This window comes from Achromobacter sp. Bel (genome assembly GCF_012928505.1).
Taxonomy (GTDB): Bacteria; Pseudomonadota; Gammaproteobacteria; order Burkholderiales; family Burkholderiaceae_B; genus Achromobacter.
Window position 1 is genome coordinate 55,175 of the sequence record NZ_JABBJN010000027.1, and the last position, 23,131, is coordinate 78,305.

A 23,131-nucleotide genomic window follows, 5' to 3' on the forward strand; every position below is an offset into this window, starting at 1 on the left:
TCCACGGCGCCACGAGCGGTCTGGCTCCATAAAACTGGATTCCGTTGGCCCTGTGCATGGGGCCACGAAGGCGCTATGTTGTGTTTTTTCCTGCAAACAGACCGCCCATCATGTATTTGCCGTCCGCCTTTCGAGAAGACGATCTTGCCGTCCAGCATGATTTCATCCGCGCCCATCCGCTGGGCGCCATCATGACCCACGGGGAGGGTGGGCTGATGGCCAACCACATTCCCTGTCTGCTCTATCCCGAAGGCCCGCATGGCGTGCTAAGGCTGCATGTGGCCCGCGCCAATCCGCAGCTGGCGCAGTTGGCTTCGGGCCAAGAATGCCTGGTGGCTTTCCATGGCGCGCAGGCCTACATCACGCCGTCCTGGTACGCGACCAAGGCGGAGACGCACAAAGTCGTGCCGACATGGAATTTCGTGGCGGTGCATGTCTGGGGCACGCCGGCGATCCAGGACGATCCCGCATGGTTGCGCGCGCAGCTCGAGGCCTTGACCGAGAGCCAGGAAAAGGCGCGCACGCAGCCGTGGAGCGTGGATCAGGCTCCGCCCGATTTCATCGCCGCGCAGATGCGCGCCATCATCGGCGTCGAAATCCCGATCTCGCGCATCGAAGGCAAATGGAAGGTCAGCCAGAACCGCACGGCGGCTGACCGGCAAGGCGTGGCGGAAGGCCTGGCCAGCGAGGGCGGCAACGCCGTCATGGCTGGACTGGTGGCGCGGCGGGGCGGGCTGGCCTGAAGGCGGAGGCGCCCAGCCCGGCGGCAAAGCAGGCGATGGCGGCGGCTTGCAGCAAGGCGGCCATCGCCAAAAATCCCACCAACGATTGCCCAGTTGCATCCAGCACGGCGCGCAGGACTCCGAACAACGCGGGCGCAAAGGCGTAAGCGCCTTGGGACAACGCCACGATCAGCGGCACGACGCGCACCGCGTCTTCGCGCGCGAATTCGGTTTGCGCGATCAGGGGGGGCAACGAGGTCGCGTTGCCGATGCCCGATCCAAACAGCACCACGCCTGCCCAGACGGCCCAGCCATGGTCCGGCGCCAGCATCAGCGTGAACGATCCGCAGATTTGAATGGCGTAGGCCAGGCAGGCCACCTTGCGGCGATCGGCGCCGGACGGCATCAGCCATCCCACCAGCATGCGCCCGGCTATGGCGGCAGCTGTTGCGACGCCCATCGCCATGCCCGCCCACTGCGCGCCCAGCAAGGGCGCCAACAAAGACAGCAGATGCGCGATCAAGCCGATCTGGGCAAATAGCCCCAGCGCCATGCCGGCGGACAGCGTCAGGAAGGCGCGGTCGCGCCATAGGTTGCCCACGCGAGGCTGCGTAGCGGGCGGCGCGGCTGCCGCCCCAGCGGCGTCGTCGCCGTCGGCCAACTGACCCAGCTGCTGCGGCGTGACGGCGAACACTTTGCGCGACAGCACGGCGATCACCGCCACCATCACGGCACCCACCCACAGCGCGGCCTGCGCGAATCCGGCCTGCGCGATCAGAAACACCCACAGCGGCGAAAACACGATCCCGCCCACGCTGGCGCCGTTGTAGGCCATGCCCAGCGCGGCCGGACGCCGCCGCACGAACCACGGCGCGATCAGCGCGTTGACCGCCGCCGCACCCAAGGCCACCCAGCCCATGCCGCTGATGATGGCGGCCACGTACAACTGCCACGGGGCTTGGGCCAGCGCCCATCCCGCCACTCCCAATGCCAGCAGCACGGCGCCGCCGAACGTGGTTTGCGCAACGCCCGCACGGCGGTACAGGCGGGGCAGGTTGGCGACCACCACGGTGCCGGCCAGGAAGTGCAGGGTGACCGCGCCGGATACCAGCGCCACGCTCCAGCCGGTGCGTTGCACCACCGCATGCAGGTATACCGGCGGGCCGTAAAAGCCGACGCCCCAACCGAAAACGGCCAGCGTGAACGTGGCGGCAAGGACTTTCCAGCCGAAGAACGAGTAGGTAGCGGGCATAGGGGTCGGGATGCGTCGGGTGTCTTATCGGGATGACTCGCAGTATGCTTAAGCCTTGCACACAACACTTTGGTCTACGGCGAATCATGGAATCCGAGTTCGCAGACATCAATCTATCCGGCGTGGCGGGCGCCATCGCCGACCCGGCCCGCGCCCGCATGCTGTGCCTGTTGCTGGACGGCCGCGCCCGCACGGCAACCGAGCTGGCCGCCGCCGCAGATATCGGCGCCTCCACGGCCAGCAGCCATTTCCAGCGCTTGCGCGAGCAGGGGCTGGTCGACATGGCGGTGCAGGGCAAGCACCGCTACTTCCGGCTGGCCAACAGCGAGGTCGCGCACGCGCTGGAGGCCTTGCTCGTCGTAGCGGGAGCCGAACGCGTGCCGTTCAAGCCCAATACGCCGTCCGCGCTGCGCGAGGCCCGTACCTGCTACGACCACATGGCAGGCACGCTTGCCGTGCGTATCCACGATGCCATGCTGGCGCGCCAATGGCTGGTGGCCGACGGCCGCGACTACGTGTTGACGCCGCTAGGCGAGGCCTCGCTGGCCCAGATCGGCGTGGATGCCGTGCAAGCACGGCAGCGCCGCCGGCGTTTCGCGTGCGCCTGCCTGGACTGGAGCGAACGGCGTTCGCATCTGGGGGGGGCGCTGGGCGCGGCCTTGCTGGACGCGCTGATGCAGCGTGGCTGGATCGCCAAAGACCTGGATTCGCGCGCGCTTTCAGTCACGCGCAAGGGCGCGCAGCAGTTTCCGGCCTTCTTCGGCAAGGCCGACGCGCAAGCGGCCGACGGCTGGCAGCAGGAGGGCAAGCATGCCGCGGCATAGCCTGAAATTGTCCGCGTCGCGCCAGGGTTCCGTCTTGTAGGCGGCACATCGAACACATCCATTCCCGCCGCGAATGCGGCTTTTTTTTCGCTGGTCAACTTTAGCTGATCAACCCTGTACAGGAGGTGGCCTTGCCTACGCTGGCACTGCACGCATTCCGTTCCTTCACGCGTTTCGTGGCGGAACTTCGCATTGACGTCAATCATGCTCCGCAAGAAGTGGAGAACGAACTCGATGCCATACACGACCGGATGAGTCGTCCCCTGGATCGCTTGCACGGGCTGCCGGAGGTCAAGACCGACATCCCTGGCATTGTCCTTCGCTACCGCGAAGCCGACGGCGAGTACTACGTGTATGTGGTGGATGTGCGGCGGGACAGGGTGGCGGGCTACACGGTGTTCAACCGGCTGATCGAAGTGGGCAGGCGGGCTGACCCCTATGTGCGCGCCCCGCATTCGAAATACGCGGCGGCCTATCAGGGCATGGGTCTGGCGACGGCGGTGTACCGCTGGGGGTTGGACGCAGGCTTATGCATTGTCAGCGGCGCCCGCCAATCCACCGGCGCGCACCGGCTCTGGATGGGGCTGGCCAGGCATTACGAGCTGGGCTATGTGGATCTGCGGCGCAAGCAATTGCGCTATCTTGGGCCTGCGGTGCCGCCCCGCGTGCAGGAGGATCTGCATACGCGGATGATCCTGCTGGGCCGGGGCTGGACCTTGGCCGATTACATGCGGGCAACGGGCATGGCGGGGTCCGAAGATGCGCTTTCGCAACACGACTTAGGGAAATCCCCGTAATTTCGGCGCGGGGGCACGCGCCGTGTTTGCCGCGCCGGGCCGCAGGCCGCATCAGGCTTGCCGATGCGGCTTGTTCCCGGCCCGCGTTCTTCGCATATGAGAATCGGGGACGCAGGTGTTGTAGTGCAACAATGTTTCTAGTTTCTGCCTGGGTTACAAAACATATCTGAACTGTCATGAACAGGCGCGGTATGCTCGATTGGAGAAAGAGGGCATCCGAAGTGCATCAGAACAACTTGATCTACAAGGGATACCGGCTGACAGCCAAGGTCTCCCGGGGCGCGGACGCTGAAATCCCGGCGCTGCCCAGCGGCCCCGTATTCGTCGCATCGGTAATGGTGGTACAGGCAGGCGCCGTCCAGGAAGGCGGCGACGAATACCCGGTTCCCCGTTTCGCCGATGGCGGCTTCGTCTACAGTCCGCGAGAAGCCGTGCATGCGGCCATATTGCATGGCCGCGAGATTGTCGACGGCCTGACGAACATGCCGTCCTAGCCGGAAAAGACTTCCCGCCAGTCCCGCGTCTTGGCCAGCGTCTGCACCGTGGCGGACTGCTCGAGAATGGTCACGGCCTTCTTGAATTCCTCGGCCGACGCGCCGTCCTCCAGGATGACCATGCGCGAATTGCGCGCATCCGCCATCTTCACGTCCGACATTTTGCCGTGGGTCTGGTAGACCTGCGTCCAATCCATTTTCTTGCCGGCCTTGAGCGCGATCGGTTCGATATAGGTCAGCGCCGTGCTGCCGGCCGCGCGTACCGCGAACGCGAAGTCTGCCGTGTGGCCGCTGCTGCCCTTGGCGCGCGCGCCCTTGACCATGCGGTTGGCGCCCACGCCTTCGGCCAGGGCGCGGCCGACCTGGGCGCGAAAGCGCAACTGGCTGAAGCGGGGCATCCACTTGGCGCATTGGAACGACAAGGCCATGGCCAGTTTCACGGCGTCCCACAAGGCTTCTTGCAACTGTTCGTTGGGGCCCGAGGCCACGATGGCGCCGTCGCGGTCGAAATGCGCCAGGCTGACCCCGGGGGTTTCGTTCAGCAGATCAATGCGCTTGGCCCCGACGTCGATACCGTAGCTGGACGCATGCATCGAGGTCTCACAGGCGTCGGTCAGGTAGAACGACGTGTCGTCAGGGTGCGCGATGAAAAAGGCGGCATGCTGGCCGTCAAGCCCCAGGGTCATGGGGGACACCGCGCGGATGGCATGTTCACCGGCCGGCAGGACGGTCCAGCCGGAGGCTTCCAGAAAAGTGCTCATAGGATCAATTCGATTTGGCGGCCTTTGAGGGGATGCGCAAATCCGCCGGCAAGCGTCAGGTTCGCCCGCGGCAGGAAGTACTGCATCAGCGCGCCGATAGTGTGCAGGGCGGGCACGACGGGTTCGGCATAGCCTTCGCCTTCGTCCACCCAGATATGTTCATGGCTGCGGTCCGCGAGCGGCTTGCGGTACTGCGGCCGGCCCACGCCGACCAGGCTGGTGTGGAAGGAATCATCCGTGTCCACGCCGAACACCCGATGCGGGCCGACGAAAAGGCTGGCGCAAAACGCTTCCGTCAGGAAGATCGTGGCCTGGCCATGCACGGCGGTGCGCGCACCGCGGTAGATCACCCGGAAAATCACATCGTCGCGCACGTCGCCCTTGACCTTGCACGCACTGGCGAACTCCATCCATTGGATGTTGTTGGCGGCGGGCTTCGGAATCCAGGAAATCGGCTTTACGGTTTCCTTGGGTTCGGCAAGGATCTCCTGCACCTCATCAACGGTGATTAACGGTTCGAACTTGTTGGCCATGGAACGGATCTAGGGTCTTGGAATTGCGCTGCGGATGCGCTGCGCCGCTCGCGACAGGGCGCAGGGAACTCATGCGCGCAAACAGTGCGAGGGGGCGTAATCTTACAAGATGAAGACGATGCGAAGCCTTTAGCTGTATATCCATACAGCTAAAGGCGGGCGGGGCAATCCAGGTTTAGCGCGGGGTCAGAGCGCACTGGCCGAGAACGTGTCGCATTGCTTGATGTTGCCGCTTTCCAGCCCCCGCTTGAACCAGCGTACGCGCTGGGCCGACGAGCCGTGCGTGAACGAGTCCGGTACGGCATAGCCCTGGGCCTGCTTCTGCAGCCGGTCGTCGCCGATGGCGGTGGCCGCCGCCAGCGCTTCTTCAACGTCGCCGCCCTCCAGGATGTTGCGCGCGGCATCGGCACGTTGCGCCCACAGGCCGGCGAAGCAGTCGGCCTGCAATTCCACCCGCACCGACAACGCATTGGCTTGCGCAGGATTGCGGCGGCGCAGTTGGTCCACCTGGTCCGAGATGCCCAGCAGGTGCTGGACGTGGTGTCCCACTTCATGCGCGATCACGTAGGCTTGGGCGAAGTCGCCCGGCGCCTTGAACTTGTTTTGCAATTCATCGAAGAAGGCCAGGTCGATATAGACCTTGCTGTCGCCGGGGCAGTAGAACGGCCCCATCGCGGATTGGCCGGTGCCGCACGCCGTGGGCGTGGCGCCGCGGAACAGCACGAGCTTGGGCGCGACATATTGGCGGTTCAGGTCCTTCTGAAAGATCGCGGTCCAGGTGTCTTCGGTTTCGCCCAGCACCTTGGCCACGAAGCGCGCTTGCGGATCGTTGACGGGCGGCCGGGTGGCCGGCGCCTGCTGCTGGGTCTGGGGCGGCCCTTCGGCCATTTGCAGGACCACGCTGGGGTCCACGCCAAAGTACATGGCCACCAGGGCAAGTACTATCGTACCGATGCCGATGGTCCCTCGGCCGCCGATACGGGGACCACTGGCTCGTCGGTCTTCCACATTGTCGCTTTCACGCGAGTCATCGAGGCGCATACTGTTTCTCCGGGCGGGTCGGCGTTCCCGCCAATTTGCATCGCCGCGCCATGCTGGGCGGCATTCAAGAGTGTTAGGATAATCCCATGGCCTTGTATTTATCTATTCATCCTGCGAATCCTCAACCTCGCCTGCTCAAGCAGGCAGCCCAATGGCTGAACGATGGAGGCCTGGTGGCGGTGCCCACCGACTCCAGCTATGCCGTCGTCGCGCGCCTGGACGACAAGGACGCCGCGGACGGTTTGCGCCGGCTCCGCGGCCTGGACGAAAGGCACCACCTGACGCTGCTGTGCCGCGACCTGGCCGAAATCGGCCACTTTGCCCGCGTGGACAACAAGCAGTACCGCCTGCTGAAGGCGGCCACGCCGGGCCCTTGGACCTTCATCCTGGAAGCCACCAAAGAAGTGCCGCGGCGCGTCTCGCACCCGTCGCGCAAGACGATCGGCATCCGCGTTCCGGACCACGCCGTCATGCTGGGCCTGCTTGAGCAAGTGGGGGCGCCTTTGCTTTCCACGACGCTGATTCCCAAGGACGAAACGGACGCGTTGAACGACGCCGAAGACATCCGCGCGCGCTACGACCACGATCTGGCGGCCATCATCGACGCGGGCGCTTGCCCGCAATCCCCGACGACAGTGATCGACCTGACCGGCGATGATCCGGTGGTCGTGCGCGTGGGCCGCGGCGACCCGGCCACGCTTGGCCTTGCCTGAATCTTTTCCACTCCGTAGTGCCTCGCGTGCCGGCCGCTGCCGGCGCGCGGCTCATCTACAATCCGGTTCGCCATGAACGACATCATCCAAACCATTGCGGTCTACGCGATACCGGTCATCTTCGCCATCACCTTGCACGAGGCCGCGCACGGCTATGTCGCGCGGATGTTCGGCGACCCGACGGCCTACGAGGCCGGCCGGATCAGCCTGAATCCGGCGCGTCATATCGACCCTGTCGGCACATTGCTGGTGCCGGTGGTCATCCTGTTGGCCTCCAAGCTGTTGGGCAGCCCGGGCATGCTGTTCGGCTGGGCCAAACCCGTGCCGGTGGATTTCGGCCGGTTGCGCCGCCCCAAGCGCGACATGCTGTGGGTGGCGCTCGCCGGGCCCGCCGCCAACTTGCTGATGGCGGTCCTGTGGGCGTTCTCGCTGCGCATGATGCTGGAATCCGGCATGCAGGAGTCCTTCTGGTTCCAGATGGGCGTGGCCGGCGTGAACATCAACTTGGTGCTGATGGCGCTGAACCTCCTGCCGATTCTGCCACTGGACGGGGGACGCATCCTGTTCAGCCTGCTGCCTAACCGCCTGGCCTGGCAATACTCGAAAATCGAGCCATATGGCTTGATGATCGTCATCGTCCTTCTGGTCACCGACGTGCTTTGGCTTCTGATGCGTCCGGTGTACGAATTTGGCACGACTATCGTTCAGTGGTTTCTGTAGGATTCCGGCCAAATTCCGTTAAACTCAGCGGTTTCATTGATTCTGGCCCTGGGGCATCCTGCCGTGGGGCGTTGGAGCCCTACATTTATGGCATCCCCTGCACCCGCCGCAGGCGTTAATTTCCAGGGCAGCTTGGTGGCCCTGGTCACTCCCATGCAGCCCGACGGCAGCCTGGATTACGCTGCCTACCGGTCATTGATCGACTGGCACGTCCAGGAAGGAACCGACGCACTGGTGGTGGTGGGCACCACCGGGGAGTCGCCCACGGTCTCCATGGAAGAGCACGCGGAACTGATCCGCGTCGCGGTTGAACATGCTGGCGGCCGCATCCCGGTCATCGCCGGCGTGGGCGCCAACTCCACCGACGAAGCCATCCACCTGACGCGCCACGCCAAGGCGGTTGGCGCAGCGGCCGGTCTGTCGGTCGTGCCGTACTACAACAAGCCTTCGCAAGAAGGCCTGTATCGCCACTTCCGCACGATCGCGGAAGCCGTCGATCTGCCGACGATCCTGTACAACGTGCCGGGCCGCACCGTTGCCGACATGAGCAACGAAACGGTCCTGCGCCTGGCGCAGGTGCCTGGCATCATCGGCATCAAGGACGCGACCGGCGACATCGCGCGCGGCGGCCTGCTGCTGCGCGAAGCGCCGGCAAGCTTCCAGGTTTTCAGCGGCGACGATCCCACGGCCGCCGCCCTGATCCTTCTGGGCGCGCGTGGCAACATTTCCGTGACTGCCAACGTGGCGCCCAAGCTCATGCGCGACCTTTGCGCCGCGGCGCTGGCAGGCGATGTGCCGAAGGTCCGTGAACTTAATGCGTTCCTGGCGCGTCTGAACAAGGCTTTGTTCGTTGAAGCCAATCCTATCCCCGTCAAGTGGGCGTTGGCCGAAATGGGCCGCAGCGCACTGGGCTACCGGCTTCCGCTGGTTGAACTGGGCTCGCAGAACCACGAAGTCGTGCGTCGCGCGCTCCAGGAAACGGGTCTGCTCTAAATATCGTGAGGATACGTATGAACAAACGTCATGCCGGTTTGTCGGCATTGATGTCTCTGGTGTTGTTGGCCGGCTGCAGCGAGGTCAACCAATTCCTGGGCAATGAAGAATCCGTCAACTACAAGAGCGCCGTCACCCAGCGTGGAGAGCCTCTGAGCATCCCGCCGGATCTGACTCAGGCCAACAGCGACCCGCGTTACCGCGCGCCTGCTTCGGGCTCGACGACGTACTCGCAGTTCCAGCAACAGGGCCAGGCGCAAGCCACGGCCCCGAAAACCAGCAACGTGCTGCCCGGCCGCCAGGACATGCGTGTCGAGCGTGACGGCGACCTGCGTTGGCTGGTCGTGGACCGTGCGCCCGAAGACGTGTTTCCGCGTCTGGTGGACTTCTGGACCGAGAACGGCTTTACCGTTGCCAGCAACAACCCCGCCGCAGGCCTGATCGAAACTGACTGGGCGGAAAACCGCGCCAAGATTCCGGAAAGCTGGCTGCGCCAGGCGTTGGGCGCCGTGCTGGAATCGGCTTGGGACAGCGGTGAACGCGAGAAATTCCGTACCCGCGTCGAACGCGTCAATGGCCACACCGAGGTCTATGTCAGCCATCGCCAGATGCTTGAAAAGCGCGTGGGCTCCGACGGCGGTCAAGTGCAGTGGCAGAACGGCAAGGAAGACCCGGGCCTGAACGCCGCCATGCTGGCGCGCATGATGGTCTACCTGGGTTCGGACGTGGACAACGCCCGCAAGCTGGTGCAACAGGCGGAAGCTTCGCCGCAGAAGCCGGCCGTGCAGGAAGATGTCCGTACGCAGGGCACGTCGTTGCTGGTGGCTGAATCGTTCGACCGCGCATGGCGCCGTGTCGGCGTGGCGTTGGACGGCGGTGGCTTCGCCGTGGACGATCGCGACCGTTCCGCTGGCGACTACTTCGTGCGTTACGTCGACACCGACACGGGCGAAAAGAACGAGCAGCCGGGCTTCTTCGGCCGCATGTTCTCGGGCGACAAGAAGGCCGAGGCGCCGCAATACCGCATCCACCTGGCCGCCACCGGCGACCAGACCACGGTGACGGTGCTGGACTCCACGGGCGCCCGCGACAATAGCGCAACGGCCCAGCGCCTGTTGAGCGTCCTGAAGGACAAGATGTAAAGTGCGGCGAATCGGCGCTTCGGCGCCGGTTTGAAGCAGAAGGCCCCTGCAAAGGGGCCTTTTTCATGGACGCGCGCAAGAAGGGGGCTTCGCCGGCGTGCTTCCCCATGTAAAAAAGCCCCGGCAGTGTCGCTGCCGGGGCTTTTCTACGTCTTCAGAGCGGGGGTTCGTCTCTGTTTTATTAAGACGCCGGGGTGGTCGAGCCGCCCGGGGTATTCGAACCGCCACCGGGCGTGGTGCCGGGGGTGGGTGCCGGAGCCGGCGACGTGGCCGGGGGCGTCGTGCTGGGGGCAGGCGTGCTTGCGCCCGGGGTGGGGTTGTTCGCGGGCGCCGGGGCATCTTCCTTCTTGTTGCAAGCGCTGAGCGAGACAGCCAGCACCGAGGCAATAATCAAGGTTTTGCTCATCATTTTTGGACTCCTGTAGATGACGACTCTTGAAACCCCCTTAGGGGAAACCAGAATCCAGGCTACAGGAAGCCGACGCCCGATCGCGTGTGAAAGTTAAAAAGGTCGCATCCCAACGGCAACAAACCTTTCAGCTCCGTGTTATGTCTTTCTTTATGTGACCGCCCGCATAGACCTGATTGCGTTCTGTGCAAGTCAGATACCTGGACGTGTCCGGATACTACGCCGTGCGGTAATGGATCCACCCCGAATCCAACCAGTCCGCCAAGCATGAACGGGCATCGTCGGAAAGTCTTGCGCACGCCGGGTCGGCGCAATCCAGGCTGCGGGCATCGGCCAGCGTACGCAGGGCGGCGTCGGCAGGCGTCATGGCGGTTTCGCCGTTGATGAAGAGCTGCTTGCCGCGATACAGCATGCGGCTGCGGCGATCCAGCACCAGGCGGCCAGAGACGGGCCAATTTTCTTCCAGGTCCACGTCCATGCCCTCGGGGGCGTCGAACACGCTGAGATTGTGCGGTTCGGTCAACCAGCAACCCAGGAAGCGCGACGCCAAGGCATCGTCGAATCGAAGTTTTTCGACGGTTTCCAGTGTGGCGGCCACCAAGGCATCGGGCAGCGCCGCCGGCGTGTCGACGGCAGGCTGGCCCGGATCGCGATAGACGGCGGACAGCTTGGGGCCCGGCAGGGCGGGTTCGCCGTAGGGGCCGCCCAGCAGGCCGACGCGGGCCATGACCTGGTCGGCTGCGGCTTCCAGCAGCCCGCGGGCCAGCGTGGCCTGGGTGGGGGCGCGGAACCCGATCGAGATGGTCATGCAGCCGTCGCCCATGGCGATGCCGTCATGGGCCGCCGCGGGCGGCAGGTACAGCATGTCGCCTGGGACCAGGACGGCCTGTTCCTCGGGCTGGAAATTGCTCAGGATCTTCAGCGGCAGGCCGGGTTCCAGCGACAGGTCCTTCTGGCGGCCGTAGCGCCATTCGCGTTCGCCAGCGGCTTGCAGCAGGAATACGTCATAGCTGTCGAAGTGCGGGCCCACGCCGCCGCCATGGCTGGCGATGCTGATCATCACGTCGTCCAGGCGGGCGTCGGGGATGAAGCGGAACAGCCCCATCAGTTCGGATGCCGCATCGCTCAGCAAGTCCACGCTTTGGATCAGCAGCGTCCAGTCGCCCTCATTGTCTTTGGGCAGGCGCGCGAACGGGCCGTTCTCCATCTGCCATTCGCCGTCCTCGCGCCAGATCAGGCGCGATTCCACATCGTCGCGGCGCGCCAGCTTCTTGATGGCCGCGATGGTCAGCGGCGGCTTGAAGCCGGGGATGGCCTGGCGGATCAGCAGCGGCTTGCGCTGCCAGTAGCGGCGCATGAAGTCGTTGGGGCTTTGGTTGCCCAGCAGCGGCAAGCGTTGGTCGAGGTTCATTGAAGGTGCTTCTTCAGACGGTAGAGGGCATCCAGCGCTTCGCGCGGGGTGAGGCTGTCGGGGTCGATGGCGGCAAGCGATTCGCGCAAGGCGTCCAGCGCCTCGAGCTCGTCGGAACGCTCGGTCTCGGCATAGGCTTGCGCGTCGGCGTCCGCCGCGGCCGAGAACAACCCCAGCTGCGGCGTGGGCGAGCCCTGCGCTTCAAGCCGTTCAAGTTCGCGCGTGGCCTGGCGGATCACCGCGGCCGGCACGCCGGCGCGTTGCGCCACCTGGATCCCGTAGCTGCGGCTGGCGGGGCCTTCGCGCACTTCGTGTAGGAAGACGATGCCGCTGGCCGATTCCGCCGCGGCCAGATGCACGTTGGCGGAGGCCGGTTGTTCGGCCGGCAGGCGGGTCAATTCGAAGTAGTGGGTGGCGAACAGCGTCAGTGCGCGGTTGTGCGCCAACAGGCGGCAGGCGATGGCCCAGGCCAGCGCCAGGCCGTCGTAAGTGGACGTGCCGCGGCCGATCTCGTCCATCAGCACCAGGCTGTTGGGCGTGCTGGCCGACAGGATGGCGGCCGCCTCGGTCATTTCCATCATGAAGGTCGATCGTCCGCCCGCCAGGTCGTCGGCTGCGCCGATGCGGGTGAAGATGCGGTCGATCTTGCCGATGCGCGCGCGCGTGGCTGGCACGAAGCTGCCGATGCGTGCCAGCAGCACGATCAACGCCACCTGACGCATGTAGGTCGATTTACCGCCCATGTTCGGCCCGGTGATCAGCAGCATGCGGCGCGCCGGGTCCAGGCGGCAGCCGTTGGGCGTGAAGCGTTCGATGGCGTGTTCGACCACGGGGTGGCGGCCGGCCTCGATATCGATGTCGGCCTGCTCGGACAAGTCGGGCGCCATCCAGTCGTGGCGTCGCGCGTGGTCGGCCAGGGCCGCCAGCGTGTCCAGTTCGGCCAGCGCGGCGGCGCAGTCCGACAGCGGCCGCACGTGTTCGGCCAGCACGTCCAGCAACTGCTCGAACAGCCACTTTTCACGGGCCAGCGAGCGGTCCTGGGCGGACAGCACCTTGTCTTCCCACGTCTTCAATTCGGGCGTGATGTAGCGTTCGGCGTTCTTCAGCGTCTGGCGGCGGCGGTAGTCTTCCGGCACCTTGGCCGTCTGGCCCTTGGAGACTTCGATGTAGAAGCCATGCACGCGGTTGAACTCCACGCGCAGGTTGTTGATGCCCGTGCGCTCGCGCTCGCGCGCTTCCAGCTGCACCAGGAAATCGCCGCCGTCGGCTGCCAGGCCGCGCAGTTCGTCCAGTTCGGCATCGAAACCGGTGGCCAGGACGCCGCCGTCGCGGATGGCCACGGCCGGCTCCGGCGCAATGGCGCGCACCAGCAGCGCGGCCAGCGCCGGATCCACGGACAGATGCGAGATCAGTTCGCCCAGGCGCGGGGAATCGGCCATGGGTTCGACCAGGTCGCGCAACGCGGGCAGGGATTCCAGCGCATCGCGCAGGCTGGCCAGTTCGCGCGGGCGCACCGAGCGCAGCGCCAGCCGTGCGGCAATGCGTTCGATGTCGGGGAAGGCGTTCAGCGCCGCGCGCATCGCTTCCAGCAGGCCGGCCGAGCCGAAGGTTTGTTCGACGTCCATGCGGCCGGCCAGCAGCGCCGAGATGGCTTGCTGGCGCGCCAGCGCCTGCTCGTTTTCGCGCAGTGGATGGTGCAGCCACCGGCGCAGCAGCCGGCTGCCCATGGGCGTGCGGCAGCCATCCAGCAGCGAGAACAGCGTGGGCGAGTCTTCGCCCGACAGCGTCTGGGTCAGCTCCAGGTTACGGCGGGTCACGGGATCCAGCAGGACGTACTGGCCGGGGCGTTCGGCCGACAGGCTTTGCACGTGCGCCAGCGCCTGCGACTGGGTGCGTGCCGCATAGCGCAGCAGCGCGCCGGCGGCGCAGACGCCAGCCGGCATGTCTTCGATATCGAAGCCTGCCAGCGTGTCCGTCTTGAAGTGCGCCAGCAGATGCGCGCGGGCGCCGTCGCTTTCAAAGTGCCAGTCGGGCACGCGGGCACGGGCGCCTTCGAACGGGAAATCGAAATCGGCGCTGTCGGCGCAGATGATTTCCGCGGGCGCGATGCGGTGCAATTCGGATTCCAGCTGCGCGGGCGCGCATTCGGTCACGCGGAATTCACCGCTGGCCAGGTTCAGCCAAGCCAATCCGGCCCGTGGGGCGCGGGCGTTGCCGGTGACAAACACGGCGGCCAGCGCGCGGTCGGCCTTGGCGGGCAGCAGGGCGTCGTCGGTCAGGGTACCCGGCGTGACGATGCGCACGATGCGGCGTTCGACCGGCCCCTTGGACGCGGCCGGATCGCCGATCTGTTCGCAGATGGCAATGGATTCGCCCATGGCGACCAGGCGCGCCAGGTATTGCTCCATGGCGTGCACGGGCAGGCCGGCCATCGGGATCGGGATCCCGTTGGACGAACCGCGCTTGGTCAGCGTCAGGTTGAGCAGACGCGCGCCGCGTTCCGCGTCTTCATAGAACATTTCATAAAAATCCCCCATGCGGTAGAAGAGCAGCAAGGGGCCAGCCTCCGCTTTCAGGCGGAGGTACTGCTGCATCATGGGGGTGTGGCCCGCGTGGGCGTCGGCGGCGGTGTTTTGTGTTGCTGAATTCATGCCCGTGATTGTATCGGGCCGAGTGGGGGGCTGGGAGAAGGGGATGGGACTTGTTTGTCCGGGCGCATCCGGACGTCCCTGTAGCCCAACTTGCCCCCGCCGGACGCCGGCGTCACAATCTTGCGACGCGGCACCGTGACTGCCGCGGGAGCCGCTGATGCAGCAATACCCTTTTGCCGACCCCTTGGATGCGACCGAGCGCGTCGTCATTTCAGGCGGTGGGCACCAAGCCGAATTCGCGCCCGGTGGCGGTGGGCGCCTGACCCGCTTGTCGACGGGCGCGTTGGATTGGATCGTGCCGCTGACGCCGACCCAATGGCCGGCGGGCAAATGGCCGCGGGCGGGGTCCTACCCGTTGGCGCCGTATTCCAACCGCATCCGTGATGGCGTGTTCACCTTCAATGGCGCGCGGCATTCGCTGCAATCCGTGGCGGGCCGCCCGCATGCGATACATGGCGCCGGCTTGTTCCAGGCGTGGCAGGTGCGCAACCTTGCGGCAGACAGCATTGATCTGGTGCTGAGCCAACCGGCCGGCGTGCTGGGATGGCCCTGGCCGTTTGAATGCGTGCAGCGCTACCGGCTGGACGCGCGCGGGTTGAGCTTGTCCTTAAGCATCACCAACCAGGGCGATACCCCCATGCCTTTCGGGCTGGGCATCCATCCGTACTTCACCGCCGAGCGGGTCACCCTGAATGCGCGGCGGGTGTGGCCGGCCGATGCCGACGGCATACCGAAGGGCAGCCAGGTCAAGCATGTGCGCGAGTTGCGCCAGTCGGCCGCAGGGTGCGATACCTATCTGTCGCAATGGGAAGGGCGCGCCACCCTGCACTGGGCGGACGGGCGCGAATTGGCGCTGCACGCGGATCCCGCGTTTGCGCATCTTGTGGTCTATACCGCGCCGGGCTCGGACTTCCTGTGCGTGGAGCCGGTCACCAATGTGGCGGATGCCTTCAACCGGGCAGCCGACGGCGATACGCGCACGGGCATGCGAACGCTGGAGCCGGAAGCACGGTTCAGTGCCACCTGTTTGCTGGGCCTGACCTTGCCGCGCGGCCAGCGCTGAAACCTGCCGCGTCAGCACGCAGTGCTTGGAAAGCGCCGGTACCTCCGGCGATAATCCGGGCAAATCCAACCCAGGAGTCCCTACGTGAAAAAGCTCAGCACCGAACAATTGCAGGCCGCAGCCGAGACGTTGCGTCGGGTGCAGGAGAAGCTGGCCCGCTCGGGCAGCCTGCCGCTTGAGCCCACCATCTATGCCAGCGCGAAGGGTTTCCGGCGCAATGTGCCCGATTACGTCTGGACCTGGTTGTCGGGCCTGCTGGCGCCGCACAAGAGCCTGGTGTCCTGGATGGACACGCATCAGGCCGGCTGGCGCGACGGCAAGACGCCTGCCGCGGTGGTGTACGCGCGCACGGAAAAGGGCTGGTTCGATTGGCTGATCACGGAACTCGACACCGAGATCAATGATCCGCACGCCCGCGCCAAGCGGGAAGGGCGCGGCTAGGCAATGGCCTGGCGTTCCCCGGCCCGCGGGGATTGCGGACAAGGGTGTCCGTAGTGTTGCGCCTGCCGGCCTCTTTTTCCGGGCACACGGCGGGCCCATAGTGGCTCCTGTCTTTTCAACAGGAGCTTTCGATGTCGTATATCCCGCAGGCCATGTTTTCGGCCGTTCCGCAGGCCACCGTATTCATCGTCAATGTCATCCATGCCCATCCCGGGCGGCAAGAGGACGCGTTCAGGGCCATCCAGGACGTCGTGCACTATGTCGCGCAAACCAAGCCGGGGTTCCTCTGGAGCAATCTGGCCAAGAGCACCGACGGCAAGACGGTGGTGAACATCGAGGCGATTTCGGGCGAAGGCAACGTGGACGAGTTCTTTGCCGACCCCGTTTTCCTGCAGAAATTCCGCAAACTCGATGACGTGTCCACCAGCGAATTCCATACGTACAGGGTGGACGATCTGGTGCTGCCGGGAGCCCGGCCGGGCGCCTAACCTTCAGCCTTGAGCACGCCCGGCGCGTATCCGTGCGAACAGGTGGAAGGCCGTTTCCAATATCGCTGCTGCCAGCAGGGCCGCCAGAATGGAACCGAAGACCAGCGAGTCCCACAGGCGGGGCGGGCCGACGCGGAACTGGATGGTGTCGAACACCATGCCGGCAGCGACGCCGGCCACGATGACGGCCTTCCAGCCCTGCAGCGGAGCCATCCGAAGCATCAACAAGGTAAACGCGACCATTCCCCACAGAAGTGGCTCTAGCGTTTGATCGATCAAATGGGCAAGCAGGGGAGGCTCCCGGTAAGTTCGTGCGGAACAGTCCGCCCGCGTTTTTACCGCTTTCTGGCCTGAATGGCGAGAGGCCCCGCCCGGAAACGGGCGGAGCCCCTGGGATGCCCCGGAAAACGCCCGGTTCAGAACCCTTCCAGCACCACCTTGCCCTGTGCCTTGCCGCTTTCGATGAACGCGTGGGCGCGGCGCAGGTTGGCGGCGTTGATCGTGCCGTAGTGCTCGCCCAGCGTCGTGCGCAGGGTGCCGTTGTCGATCAGGCGGGCGGCCTGGTTCAGCAGTTCGTGCTGGGCGATCATGTCGGGCGTGTTGTGCACGGGGCGCGCAAACATGAATTCCCAATGCAGCGACGCGGATTTGCCTTTGAGCAGGCGGACGTCGATGGCGGCCGGGTCGTCGATCAGCGCGATCTTGCCTTGCGGGGCGATCGCTGCCGCCATCTGCGCAAAGTGCTTGTCGGTCTGGTTCAGGCCGGCGATATCGCTGACCTGATCGAAGCCGATGCGCTTGAGCTCTTCGGTCAGGGGCTTGCTGTGGTCGATGACATGATGGGCGCCCAGTTCGCGCACCCACGCTTGCGTTTCGGGCCGCGAGGCGGTGCCGATCACCGTCAGGCCGGTCAACTGGCGCGCCAACTGCACCAGGATCGAACCCACGCCGCCAGCGGCACCGATGACAAGCAGGGTGCGCTGGCTGGGCGCAGCGTTGTCCAGCACGCGCAGGCGGTCGAACAGCAGTTCCCAGGCGGTGATCGTCGTCAGCGGCAGGGCCGCGGCTTCTGCGAAGTCCAGGCTGGCGGGCATGCGGCCGACGATGCGTTCGTCCACCACATGACGTTCGCTATTGGCGCCCGGCCGGTTCAGCGCGCCGGCATACCAGACACGGTCGCCGGGCTTGAACAGGCTGGTCTTGGCGCCCACGGCGCGCACGATGCCGGCCGCGTCCCAGCCGATGACCTCGGCTTGGCCGTCCTTAGGCGCGCGGTTGGCGCGGATTTTCACGTCTACCGGGTTGACGGAAATGGCGTGCACGTCGACCAGCAGGTCGTGGTCGCCGGGCACGGGTTCGTCAAGTGTGATGTCTTGAAGGGCGTCTGCGTGGTCGGCAGGCAGGTTCTTGAAATAGGCGATGGCTTTCATGGGGCGGCTCGGTTCGGGGTAAGGGCCAAAATCACAGGATGGAGCGGACGACGCCGCCGTCGACGCGCAGCGCGGCGCCGTTGGTGGCCGAGGCTTGCGTAGAGCAGGTGTACACGACCATGTTGGCCACCTCTTCCACCGTGGCCAGGCGGCGCAGCAGCGACGTCGGGCGGTGCTGGGCGATGAAGTCGCGTTCCATGTCGTCCTGGGACACGCCTTGTTCCTTGGCCATTTCGGCAAAGAAGTCGGCCACCCCTTCCGAGCGCGTCGGGCCGGGCAGCACCGCGTTGACCGTGACGCCGGTGCCGGCGGTCAGTTCGGCCAACCCGCGCGATACGCCCAGCAGGGCGGTCTTGCTGACGCCGTAGTGGATCATTTCAGCGGGAATCTGCACGCCGGATTCGCTCGAGATGAAAATAATTCGGCCCCAGTTCGCTGCCATCATGCGCGGCAGGTAGTAGCGCGACAGGCGGATGCCGCTCATGACGTTGGTGTCCATCATGGTCTGCCAGTCGTCGTCGGTGATTTCGGTGAAGGACTTGGGCGCGAAGAAGCCGGCGTTGTTGACCAGGATGTCCACGTCGGGATGGGCGGCGCAGACCGATGCCGCGCCGTCGGCGGTGGCCAGGTCTGCCTGCACGGTGCTTACGCGGGCAGACGGGAATTTCCGGGTGATGGCTTGGGCGGCGAGGGCCAGCTTGTCGGCATTGCGGCCGTGCAGGACGACTTCGGCGCCGGCGTCGGCCAATCCAAGGGCGATGGCCAGTCCGATGCCGCCAGACGATCCGGTGACCAGGGCTTTCTTGCCGTTCAGTTCGATTTTCATACGGTGACTCCAAAGGTGTCGGGGAACAGGTCCATGATTACCCAGTCCGCAGCGATGAAAAACCGGCTAGCATCCGACTCAGTTTCAATAATTTTTTGAAAATGAGGCGGTCATGGTCCGGTTCGAGGACTTGAGGATCTTCGTGGCAGCGGCAGATCACGGCAGCTTTTCCGCCGCTGCGCGCGAATTGGACTTGACGCCGGCCGTGGCCAGCGCCGCGCTCAAGCGGCTGGAATTGACGCTTGAGACGCGCCTGTTCGTGCGCTCTACGCGCAGCCTGCGGCTGACGAGCGATGGGGAACGCTATCTGGAGTACGCCCGGTCGGCGATCTCCACGCTGGAAGCCGGCAAGAACGCGATGGCTCGCGACAAGACCGCGATTTCGGGCACCTTGTCGGTTTCCATCCCCTCGGACCTGGGGCGCCATGTGCTGTTGCCCTGGCTGGACGATTTCCAGCACCAGCATCCGCGCGTCAGCTTCCAGGTGCGCATCAGCGACCGGCTGGCGGATCTGTACCGCCAGCCGGTCGACATCGCCATCCGCTACGGCACGCCGAACGATTCGGCGCTGGTGGCGCTGCCGCTGGCCGAGCACAACCATCGCGTCGTGTGCGCGTCGCCCGTCTATCTCGCGCGTCATGGCGTGCCCCAGGCGCCCGCCGATTTGCGCCGCCACAATTGCCTGTCGTTCGTGCTGGGAGAAACCTTGCATGACCGTTGGACCTTTGAGCGCGAGGGCACCCGCACGACGGTGCCGGTCAAGGGCGACCGCGTAGGCGACGACGGCGACCTGGTGCGGCGTTGGGCGTTGGCCGGACACGGCGTGGCCTATAAGTCACGCTACGACGTGCTGTCCGATCTGCGGGCGGGCAGGCTGGTCGAACTGCTGCCTGGCTACGTCACCGAGCCTTCTCCCTTGTACCTGCTGTGCGTGCATCGCATGCTGCTGTCGCCAGCCGTCAAACGCATGCGCGAATTCCTGCAGGAACGCTTCAGGCTCTTCGACGCGGGCTAGCGGCCGCTTCGTTCAATGCGCGGCGCGATGGTGCGCGCCGCCCGCCTGCTTATTCGCTGCTCGCGTGCGAGCGGCTTTCTTCGCCGCCGCTGACCGTCCCGCCGCACCCTTGGTGGCGGCCGCTTTCTTGGCGGCTGCCGAGCGGTCTGCCGCCGTGCGCCGGCTGGCGGTCTGGGTCGCTTGGCGCGACAGAGCGGCGCGCGACGCGGGCTTGGTACTTTCCTTTTTCAACGCGGCGGTGGTGGCGCGGGCGCGCGTGGCGGACTTGGCGTGCCCCTCTTTGACCGCACGGGTGTCCTGTTCAGCCTTGCGCTTGGTCGCCGCGCTGGCGCCTTTGGAAGCCGGCAACTTCACGCCGGCGCGGCGCGCCTCGGACAGTCCGATCGCGATGGCCTGCTTGGTGGACCGCACGCCGTGCTTGCCTTCGCGGACGTGGTCGATTTGTTCGCGCACGAATTCTCCGGCCTGGGTCGATGCCGACTTGCCTTGGCGTTTGTCGCGCTTGGCGCGTTCCAGGGTTTTTCGTTCAGGCATGGTGCTCTCCTAGCTGGGTTGCGGGAGGGGGTTGCGTCGCCTGTCGAGACCGGGCGACGGAACTCGTAACACCACTCTATCGCTGCGGAGGTATCCTGTGTGTTCGAATGGATTGCCGGTCGTAAGCGCCGGAAAGGCGCTCGGGCCGACGATTGAAGACTCACATCGTTAGCGGAGACGAGCTATGTCGAATCATGTCTACAAGCAAATCGAACTGGTGGGCTCTTCCACCAAGTCCACCGATGATGCAATCGCCAAAGCCATCGAGCGCGCCTCGGAGACGCTGCGCAACCTGGATTGGTTCGAAGTGACCGAAGTGCGAGGCCACATCAAGGACGGCAAGGTGGCGCATTGGCAGGTCGGGTTGAAGATCGGCATGCGGCTGGAAGGGAATGAGTGATGCACGTGCTGCGTCTTTTTTGAGCAGCCCTTCCAAGTGACTGTCGGATAAGGACTTTTCAGGCTTGTTATCCGACTGTTCATAGGCTTGTCCACATTCGATGGGGACAAGCCTGTCTGCTTATCCCCATTGCTTGGCAAGGGTTCGGGCCGTCGCGTTTCACACGCCTGGCTGAGCGTTTCTTGCCCGCTTGTTCCAAGTCCTTGCTGCATAAGGGGATTTGGCGACTACCCGCACACTGTCCTCAGGCTTATCCACATTTGACGGGGACAACCTGGGCGGCAAATCCTGCATCTGGGCCTTTCTTGACCACCCCTTGCAGGGCATTGATATCGCAAGGGATTTCGGACCTGCCCTCAAGCTGTCCTCATGCTTTTCCACAGAATGCTGGGACAAATCCCCATGCGATCCTGATGCCGATAAAGGCCTGGACAAACATCCAGCCTTTTCGGGGATAAAGCCGCCCAAACTCATCCAAAAGGATGATTGGGCATTGTTTGATCACCCCATGCAAGTGCTTGGCAGGACAGGGGATTTCCGGTCTACCCCAAAGCTGTCCTCAACGTTCTCCACAGTTGGCGGGGATAAGTATTGAGCTGGCGTCATGCCGCAGGGCGGCGACGCCGGCGACGCGACAGCTCACGCCGCTTCTTTTGGTCGGCCTTTGCGATATTGTTGGCGACGAATAGGCCGAAGCCGACCACGGCGGCGAAGTAGCCAAACATGACGACGGTTCCGAATTCCATACAACCCTCCTTGTCGCCTGACGCCGCGGCGTCGGGGGTAGCAATAGCTAGCCAGCGCCAGCGTCAGCAACAGCACCACTATCAGTGCGACCAATTTCAAATACCACGCCCATGCCGCTTGATCCGCGGGAGTCTCGAATGCGATAGAGGCGGCCCCCACGCTGCTTGCGATCGCAGTGCCAGCAAAGAACTGCGCAAACGCATCCCGTTGCTTGCCCCTTGGTTTGGTGAGCGCCAGCAGAAGCGGAGCCCACAGATCGCGCGCCAGTATCCGCGCTTGCCGTCGGGCAGGCGGGTGATGCCACAAGGCCAGCAGCCACATCATTGCCAATGGGCTGAGAATCAAGAGCGGGATGAACATCACTTCTCCAGCGAAACGCAGGGCAAGTCACGGGACTTCAGCATGATAGTCAGCCGGGGCCTGGAGTACCTGAGGAAGAGTGACGAATCCGTCCTATAAAAAAAAAGCCCCCCGACGCATCGGGGGGCTTGATCGCCCGGAGGTAGATCGGGCGATCGGCGCCGGCTGGGACAGGGCCCTGGCCGGCAACGGCGGCGATCAACTGTTCAGCTTCTTGACCCAATCCACATAGCGGTCAATCCAGCCTTGCAGGAATTTGCGCGTGCCTTCGTTGGTGATGGTGAACTGGTCGTCGACCAGGCCTTCCGAATATTGCAGGAAGACTTCGGGCGTGGTCAGCGCATTGGCGCCTTCGGCGGCCAGGATATTGCGCAGGTGCTGCTGCATCATCGCGGTGCCCGCGGCGCTGGGCGATGCGCCGACGATGCCGACGGCCTTGCCGGGCCACGAATTCTGGCCCCACGGGCGCGAGCCCCAGTCGATCGCGTTCTTGATGGCGGCAGGCAGCGAACGGTTGTGCTCGGGCGAGACGAACAAGATGCCTTGCGCGTCGGCGATCTGCTGCTTGAGCTTGGCGGCCGGCGGCGGCAGGTTGTTCTCGTTGTCCTGGTTGTAGAGCGGGATGTCGCCCAGGCTCACGTACTCGAACTTGAAATCGGCGGGAACCAGCTTTTCCAGCGCTCGGGCCAGTCGCAGATTGATGGAGGCGGCGCGCAGGCTTCCGACGAAAACAGCAATCTTGTAGGTGCTCATGAGGCGAGTGCTCCAACGGGAAATGGAATGCCCAGTGTAGACCTGGACAGCGGCCTGCTCAATGCCGATTCCGAATATCGTTATCGCGTGCAGGCCTGTCGAGTATGGCCCCCTGTAGTGACCACCCTATGTCATCAGACTGACGTGCGCGGACACTACGCGCCAACCCGCAGGGGTGCGCATCCACGTCTGGCTTTGGCGACCGATGCGCTCGCTGCCGTCGCGCTGGAACTCCAGGTTGGCGGTGGCGAAGTCAGTGCCATAGGTGGTGATTGCCGTGCGCAGCACGCGGCGGGCAAGGCCCTGCGGCGAGCGCCCGGCCCGGAATGCGCGGATCGCGTCGTAGCCATACAGGTTTTCGCCTGCGCCGTAACGCAAGGTGTGCGGGCTATCCCAAAAGAGGGTGTCCAGCACCTCCACCTGGTTGTTGACCAGGGCGGTCTCGTAGCGCTCGAACGCGGCGGTCACTTCGGCTACAACGTCGGGCAGGTTGATTTCCATGCGTCTTCTCTATATGCACCGTTCTGGTGCGAGTTTTAGGGTAATCACCAATATGGTGTCTGGTGCGGTGCGTCAATTCTCCGTGCTGGCGCCCGCAACGCCATTCGCCC

General features: G+C 64.8%; 27 protein-coding genes. 13 read left to right on the forward strand and 14 right to left on the reverse strand.

Translation table 11 applies throughout. The features are described from left to right. Positions 1–110 precede the first annotated feature (110 nt). Positions 111–743 (forward strand): FMN-binding negative transcriptional regulator, encoded by a 633-nt coding sequence (locus HG262_RS17775; protein ID WP_169272269.1) that lies wholly within the window; start codon positions 111–113, stop codon positions 741–743. On the opposite strand, the gene HG262_RS17780 is transcribed toward HG262_RS17775, so the two are convergent. Then, positions 703–1,974, reverse strand: coding sequence for an MFS transporter (locus HG262_RS17780; RefSeq protein ID WP_169272270.1), 1,272 nt, complete (start codon positions 1,972–1,974; stop codon positions 703–705). The genes HG262_RS17775 and HG262_RS17780 overlap by 41 nt on opposite strands. An 86-nt stretch (positions 1,975–2,060) precedes the next feature. Between HG262_RS17780 and HG262_RS17785 the strand changes: the two genes are divergently transcribed. From HG262_RS17785 to HG262_RS17795, 3 genes are all read left to right on the forward strand, one after another. Then, positions 2,061–2,798 carry a winged helix-turn-helix domain-containing protein gene (locus tag HG262_RS17785; RefSeq protein ID WP_169272271.1) on the forward strand — a complete coding sequence of 246 codons (738 nt, stop codon included), beginning with the start codon at positions 2,061–2,063 and terminating at the stop codon, positions 2,796–2,798. Positions 2,799–2,929: 131 nt separating this feature from the next. After that, on the forward strand, positions 2,930–3,595 hold the full coding sequence (locus tag HG262_RS17790; protein ID WP_169272272.1) for an N-acetyltransferase: 666 nt from the start codon (positions 2,930–2,932) through the stop codon (positions 3,593–3,595). A gap of 221 nt (positions 3,596–3,816) precedes the next feature. Beyond that, on the forward strand, positions 3,817–4,089 hold the full coding sequence (locus tag HG262_RS17795; protein WP_169272273.1) for a hypothetical protein: 273 nt from the start codon (positions 3,817–3,819) through the stop codon (positions 4,087–4,089). On the opposite strand, the gene HG262_RS17800 is transcribed toward HG262_RS17795, so the two are convergent. From HG262_RS17800 to HG262_RS17810, 3 genes are all read right to left on the reverse strand, one after another. After that, entirely contained in the window at positions 4,086–4,850 is a 765-nt protein-coding gene (locus HG262_RS17800; RefSeq protein WP_169272274.1) for a DUF1828 domain-containing protein, read from the reverse strand. The genes HG262_RS17795 and HG262_RS17800 overlap by 4 nt on opposite strands. Further along, positions 4,847–5,383, reverse strand: a complete 537-nt coding sequence (locus HG262_RS17805) for a hypothetical protein (RefSeq protein ID WP_169272275.1) — start codon at positions 5,381–5,383, stop codon at positions 4,847–4,849. The genes HG262_RS17800 and HG262_RS17805 overlap by 4 nt, the downstream gene beginning before the upstream one ends. Before the next feature lie 186 nt (positions 5,384–5,569). After that, positions 5,570–6,424, reverse strand: coding sequence for a neutral zinc metallopeptidase (locus HG262_RS17810; protein ID WP_169272276.1), 855 nt, complete (start codon positions 6,422–6,424; stop codon positions 5,570–5,572). An 86-nt stretch (positions 6,425–6,510) separates the two neighbouring features. Here HG262_RS17810 and HG262_RS17815 point away from each other — a divergent pair, with 86 nt between their 5' ends. The 4 genes from HG262_RS17815 (at position 6,511) to bamC (ending at position 9,992) form a co-directional block, all read left to right on the forward strand. After that, positions 6,511–7,137, forward strand: coding sequence for an L-threonylcarbamoyladenylate synthase (locus tag HG262_RS17815; RefSeq protein ID WP_169272277.1), 627 nt, complete (start codon positions 6,511–6,513; stop codon positions 7,135–7,137). Between the two features lie 72 nt (positions 7,138–7,209). After that, positions 7,210–7,857: a site-2 protease family protein gene (locus HG262_RS17820; protein WP_169272278.1), complete on the forward strand. Its 648-nt coding sequence runs from the start codon at positions 7,210–7,212 to the stop codon at positions 7,855–7,857. Between the two features lie 87 nt (positions 7,858–7,944). Then, a complete protein-coding gene (gene dapA, locus HG262_RS17825) occupies positions 7,945–8,850 on the forward strand; it encodes a 4-hydroxy-tetrahydrodipicolinate synthase (protein WP_169272279.1) in 906 nt (301 codons plus the stop codon). A gap of 17 nt (positions 8,851–8,867) precedes the next feature. Continuing rightward, a complete protein-coding gene (gene bamC / locus HG262_RS17830) occupies positions 8,868–9,992 on the forward strand; it encodes an outer membrane protein assembly factor BamC (RefSeq protein ID WP_169272280.1) in 1,125 nt (374 codons plus the stop codon). A 181-nt stretch (positions 9,993–10,173) separates the two neighbouring features. Here bamC and HG262_RS17835 read toward each other — a convergent pair whose 3' ends face one another. The 3 genes from HG262_RS17835 to mutS all read right to left on the reverse strand — a co-directional run bounded on the left by HG262_RS17835 (position 10,174) and on the right by mutS (position 14,463). Then, positions 10,174–10,401, reverse strand: a complete 228-nt coding sequence (locus tag HG262_RS17835; protein WP_105557453.1) for an endopeptidase — start codon at positions 10,399–10,401, stop codon at positions 10,174–10,176. Between the two features lie 217 nt (positions 10,402–10,618). Beyond that, on the reverse strand, positions 10,619–11,812 hold the full coding sequence (locus HG262_RS17840) for a cupin domain-containing protein (RefSeq protein WP_169272281.1): 1,194 nt from the start codon (positions 11,810–11,812) through the stop codon (positions 10,619–10,621). Continuing rightward, entirely contained in the window at positions 11,809–14,463 is a 2,655-nt protein-coding gene (gene mutS, locus HG262_RS17845; protein ID WP_248293395.1) for a DNA mismatch repair protein MutS, read from the reverse strand. Before mutS ends, HG262_RS17840 begins: the two co-directional genes overlap by 4 nt. A 157-nt stretch (positions 14,464–14,620) precedes the next feature. Here mutS and HG262_RS17850 point away from each other — a divergent pair, with 157 nt between their 5' ends. The 3 genes from HG262_RS17850 to HG262_RS17860 all read left to right on the forward strand — a co-directional run bounded on the left by HG262_RS17850 (position 14,621) and on the right by HG262_RS17860 (position 16,455). Continuing rightward, positions 14,621–15,526 carry an aldose 1-epimerase gene (locus HG262_RS17850; RefSeq protein WP_169272282.1) on the forward strand — a complete coding sequence of 302 codons (906 nt, stop codon included), beginning with the start codon at positions 14,621–14,623 and terminating at the stop codon, positions 15,524–15,526. Positions 15,527–15,610: 84 nt separating this feature from the next. Further along, the gene (locus tag HG262_RS17855) at positions 15,611–15,967 is read left to right on the forward strand and encodes a hypothetical protein (RefSeq protein WP_169272283.1); all 357 of its coding nucleotides are present in this window, start codon (positions 15,611–15,613) and stop codon (positions 15,965–15,967) included. Between the two features lie 131 nt (positions 15,968–16,098). Next, complete coding sequence (locus tag HG262_RS17860; RefSeq protein ID WP_169272284.1) at positions 16,099–16,455, forward strand: antibiotic biosynthesis monooxygenase; 357 nt, start codon at positions 16,099–16,101, stop codon at positions 16,453–16,455. 3 nt (positions 16,456–16,458) lie between these two features. Here the strand turns inward: HG262_RS17860 and HG262_RS17865 are convergent, their stop codons facing one another. The 3 genes from HG262_RS17865 to HG262_RS17875 form a co-directional block, all read right to left on the reverse strand. Next, entirely contained in the window at positions 16,459–16,668 is a 210-nt protein-coding gene (locus tag HG262_RS17865; protein WP_248293396.1) for a hypothetical protein, read from the reverse strand. 203 nt (positions 16,669–16,871) lie between these two features. After that, positions 16,872–17,885, reverse strand: coding sequence for a zinc-binding alcohol dehydrogenase family protein (locus HG262_RS17870; RefSeq protein WP_169272286.1), 1,014 nt, complete (start codon positions 17,883–17,885; stop codon positions 16,872–16,874). A gap of 31 nt (positions 17,886–17,916) precedes the next feature. Next, positions 17,917–18,711, reverse strand: a complete 795-nt coding sequence (locus tag HG262_RS17875) for an SDR family NAD(P)-dependent oxidoreductase (protein ID WP_169272287.1) — start codon at positions 18,709–18,711, stop codon at positions 17,917–17,919. Positions 18,712–18,823: 112 nt separating this feature from the next. Between HG262_RS17875 and HG262_RS17880 the strand changes: the two genes are divergently transcribed. Continuing rightward, a complete protein-coding gene (locus tag HG262_RS17880) occupies positions 18,824–19,726 on the forward strand; it encodes a LysR family transcriptional regulator (RefSeq protein ID WP_169272288.1) in 903 nt (300 codons plus the stop codon). 12 nt (positions 19,727–19,738) lie between these two features. Here HG262_RS17880 and HG262_RS17885 read toward each other — a convergent pair whose 3' ends face one another. Further along, positions 19,739–20,260 (reverse strand): DUF6496 domain-containing protein, encoded by a 522-nt coding sequence (locus HG262_RS17885; protein WP_169272289.1) that lies wholly within the window; start codon positions 20,258–20,260, stop codon positions 19,739–19,741. A 184-nt stretch (positions 20,261–20,444) separates the two neighbouring features. On the opposite strand from HG262_RS17885, the gene HG262_RS17890 reads away from it, so the two are divergent. After that, on the forward strand, positions 20,445–20,660 hold the full coding sequence (locus HG262_RS17890; RefSeq protein WP_006225477.1) for a dodecin: 216 nt from the start codon (positions 20,445–20,447) through the stop codon (positions 20,658–20,660). Between the two features lie 602 nt (positions 20,661–21,262). On the opposite strand, the gene HG262_RS17895 is transcribed toward HG262_RS17890, so the two are convergent. The 3 genes from HG262_RS17895 to hpxZ form a co-directional block, all read right to left on the reverse strand. Beyond that, positions 21,263–21,406, reverse strand: a complete 144-nt coding sequence (locus HG262_RS17895) for a hypothetical protein (RefSeq protein ID WP_169272290.1) — start codon at positions 21,404–21,406, stop codon at positions 21,263–21,265. Between the two features lie 559 nt (positions 21,407–21,965). Further along, entirely contained in the window at positions 21,966–22,520 is a 555-nt protein-coding gene (locus HG262_RS17900; protein WP_169272291.1) for an NAD(P)H-dependent oxidoreductase, read from the reverse strand. 126 nt (positions 22,521–22,646) lie between these two features. After that, a complete protein-coding gene (gene hpxZ, locus HG262_RS17905) occupies positions 22,647–23,021 on the reverse strand; it encodes an oxalurate catabolism protein HpxZ (protein ID WP_169272292.1) in 375 nt (124 codons plus the stop codon). Positions 23,022–23,131 lie beyond the last annotated feature (110 nt).

Bases quoted from the DNA above. Each gene is read 5' to 3' on its own strand.
- HG262_RS17775 (WP_169272269.1), top strand. From the start codon at position 111: ATGTATTTGCCGTCCGCCTTTCGAGAAGACGATCTTGCCGTCCAGCAT.
- HG262_RS17780 (WP_169272270.1), bottom strand. From the start codon at position 1,974: ATGCCCGCTACCTACTCGTTCTTCGGCTGGAAAGTCCTTGCCGCCACG.
- HG262_RS17785 (WP_169272271.1), top strand. From the start codon at position 2,061: ATGGAATCCGAGTTCGCAGACATCAATCTATCCGGCGTGGCGGGCGCC.
- HG262_RS17800 (WP_169272274.1), bottom strand. From the start codon at position 4,850: ATGAGCACTTTTCTGGAAGCCTCCGGCTGGACCGTCCTGCCGGCCGGT.
- HG262_RS17805 (WP_169272275.1), bottom strand. From the start codon at position 5,383: ATGGCCAACAAGTTCGAACCGTTAATCACCGTTGATGAGGTGCAGGAG.
- HG262_RS17810 (WP_169272276.1), bottom strand. From the start codon at position 6,424: ATGCGCCTCGATGACTCGCGTGAAAGCGACAATGTGGAAGACCGACGA.
- HG262_RS17815 (WP_169272277.1), top strand. From the start codon at position 6,511: ATGGCCTTGTATTTATCTATTCATCCTGCGAATCCTCAACCTCGCCTG.
- HG262_RS17820 (WP_169272278.1), top strand. From the start codon at position 7,210: ATGAACGACATCATCCAAACCATTGCGGTCTACGCGATACCGGTCATC.
- dapA (WP_169272279.1), top strand. From the start codon at position 7,945: ATGGCATCCCCTGCACCCGCCGCAGGCGTTAATTTCCAGGGCAGCTTG.
- bamC (WP_169272280.1), top strand. From the start codon at position 8,868: ATGAACAAACGTCATGCCGGTTTGTCGGCATTGATGTCTCTGGTGTTG.
- HG262_RS17835 (WP_105557453.1), bottom strand. From the start codon at position 10,401: ATGATGAGCAAAACCTTGATTATTGCCTCGGTGCTGGCTGTCTCGCTC.
- HG262_RS17840 (WP_169272281.1), bottom strand. From the start codon at position 11,812: ATGAACCTCGACCAACGCTTGCCGCTGCTGGGCAACCAAAGCCCCAAC.
- mutS (WP_248293395.1), bottom strand. From the start codon at position 14,463: ATGAATTCAGCAACACAAAACACCGCCGCCGACGCCCACGCGGGCCAC.
- HG262_RS17850 (WP_169272282.1), top strand. From the start codon at position 14,621: ATGCAGCAATACCCTTTTGCCGACCCCTTGGATGCGACCGAGCGCGTC.
- HG262_RS17860 (WP_169272284.1), top strand. From the start codon at position 16,099: ATGTCGTATATCCCGCAGGCCATGTTTTCGGCCGTTCCGCAGGCCACC.
- HG262_RS17865 (WP_248293396.1), bottom strand. From the start codon at position 16,668: ATGGCTCCGCTGCAGGGCTGGAAGGCCGTCATCGTGGCCGGCGTCGCT.
- HG262_RS17870 (WP_169272286.1), bottom strand. From the start codon at position 17,885: ATGAAAGCCATCGCCTATTTCAAGAACCTGCCTGCCGACCACGCAGAC.
- HG262_RS17875 (WP_169272287.1), bottom strand. From the start codon at position 18,711: ATGAAAATCGAACTGAACGGCAAGAAAGCCCTGGTCACCGGATCGTCT.
- HG262_RS17880 (WP_169272288.1), top strand. From the start codon at position 18,824: ATGGTCCGGTTCGAGGACTTGAGGATCTTCGTGGCAGCGGCAGATCAC.
- HG262_RS17885 (WP_169272289.1), bottom strand. From the start codon at position 20,260: ATGCCTGAACGAAAAACCCTGGAACGCGCCAAGCGCGACAAACGCCAA.
- HG262_RS17890 (WP_006225477.1), top strand. From the start codon at position 20,445: ATGTCGAATCATGTCTACAAGCAAATCGAACTGGTGGGCTCTTCCACC.
- HG262_RS17895 (WP_169272290.1), bottom strand. From the start codon at position 21,406: ATGGAATTCGGAACCGTCGTCATGTTTGGCTACTTCGCCGCCGTGGTC.
- HG262_RS17900 (WP_169272291.1), bottom strand. From the start codon at position 22,520: ATGAGCACCTACAAGATTGCTGTTTTCGTCGGAAGCCTGCGCGCCGCC.
- hpxZ (WP_169272292.1), bottom strand. From the start codon at position 23,021: ATGGAAATCAACCTGCCCGACGTTGTAGCCGAAGTGACCGCCGCGTTC.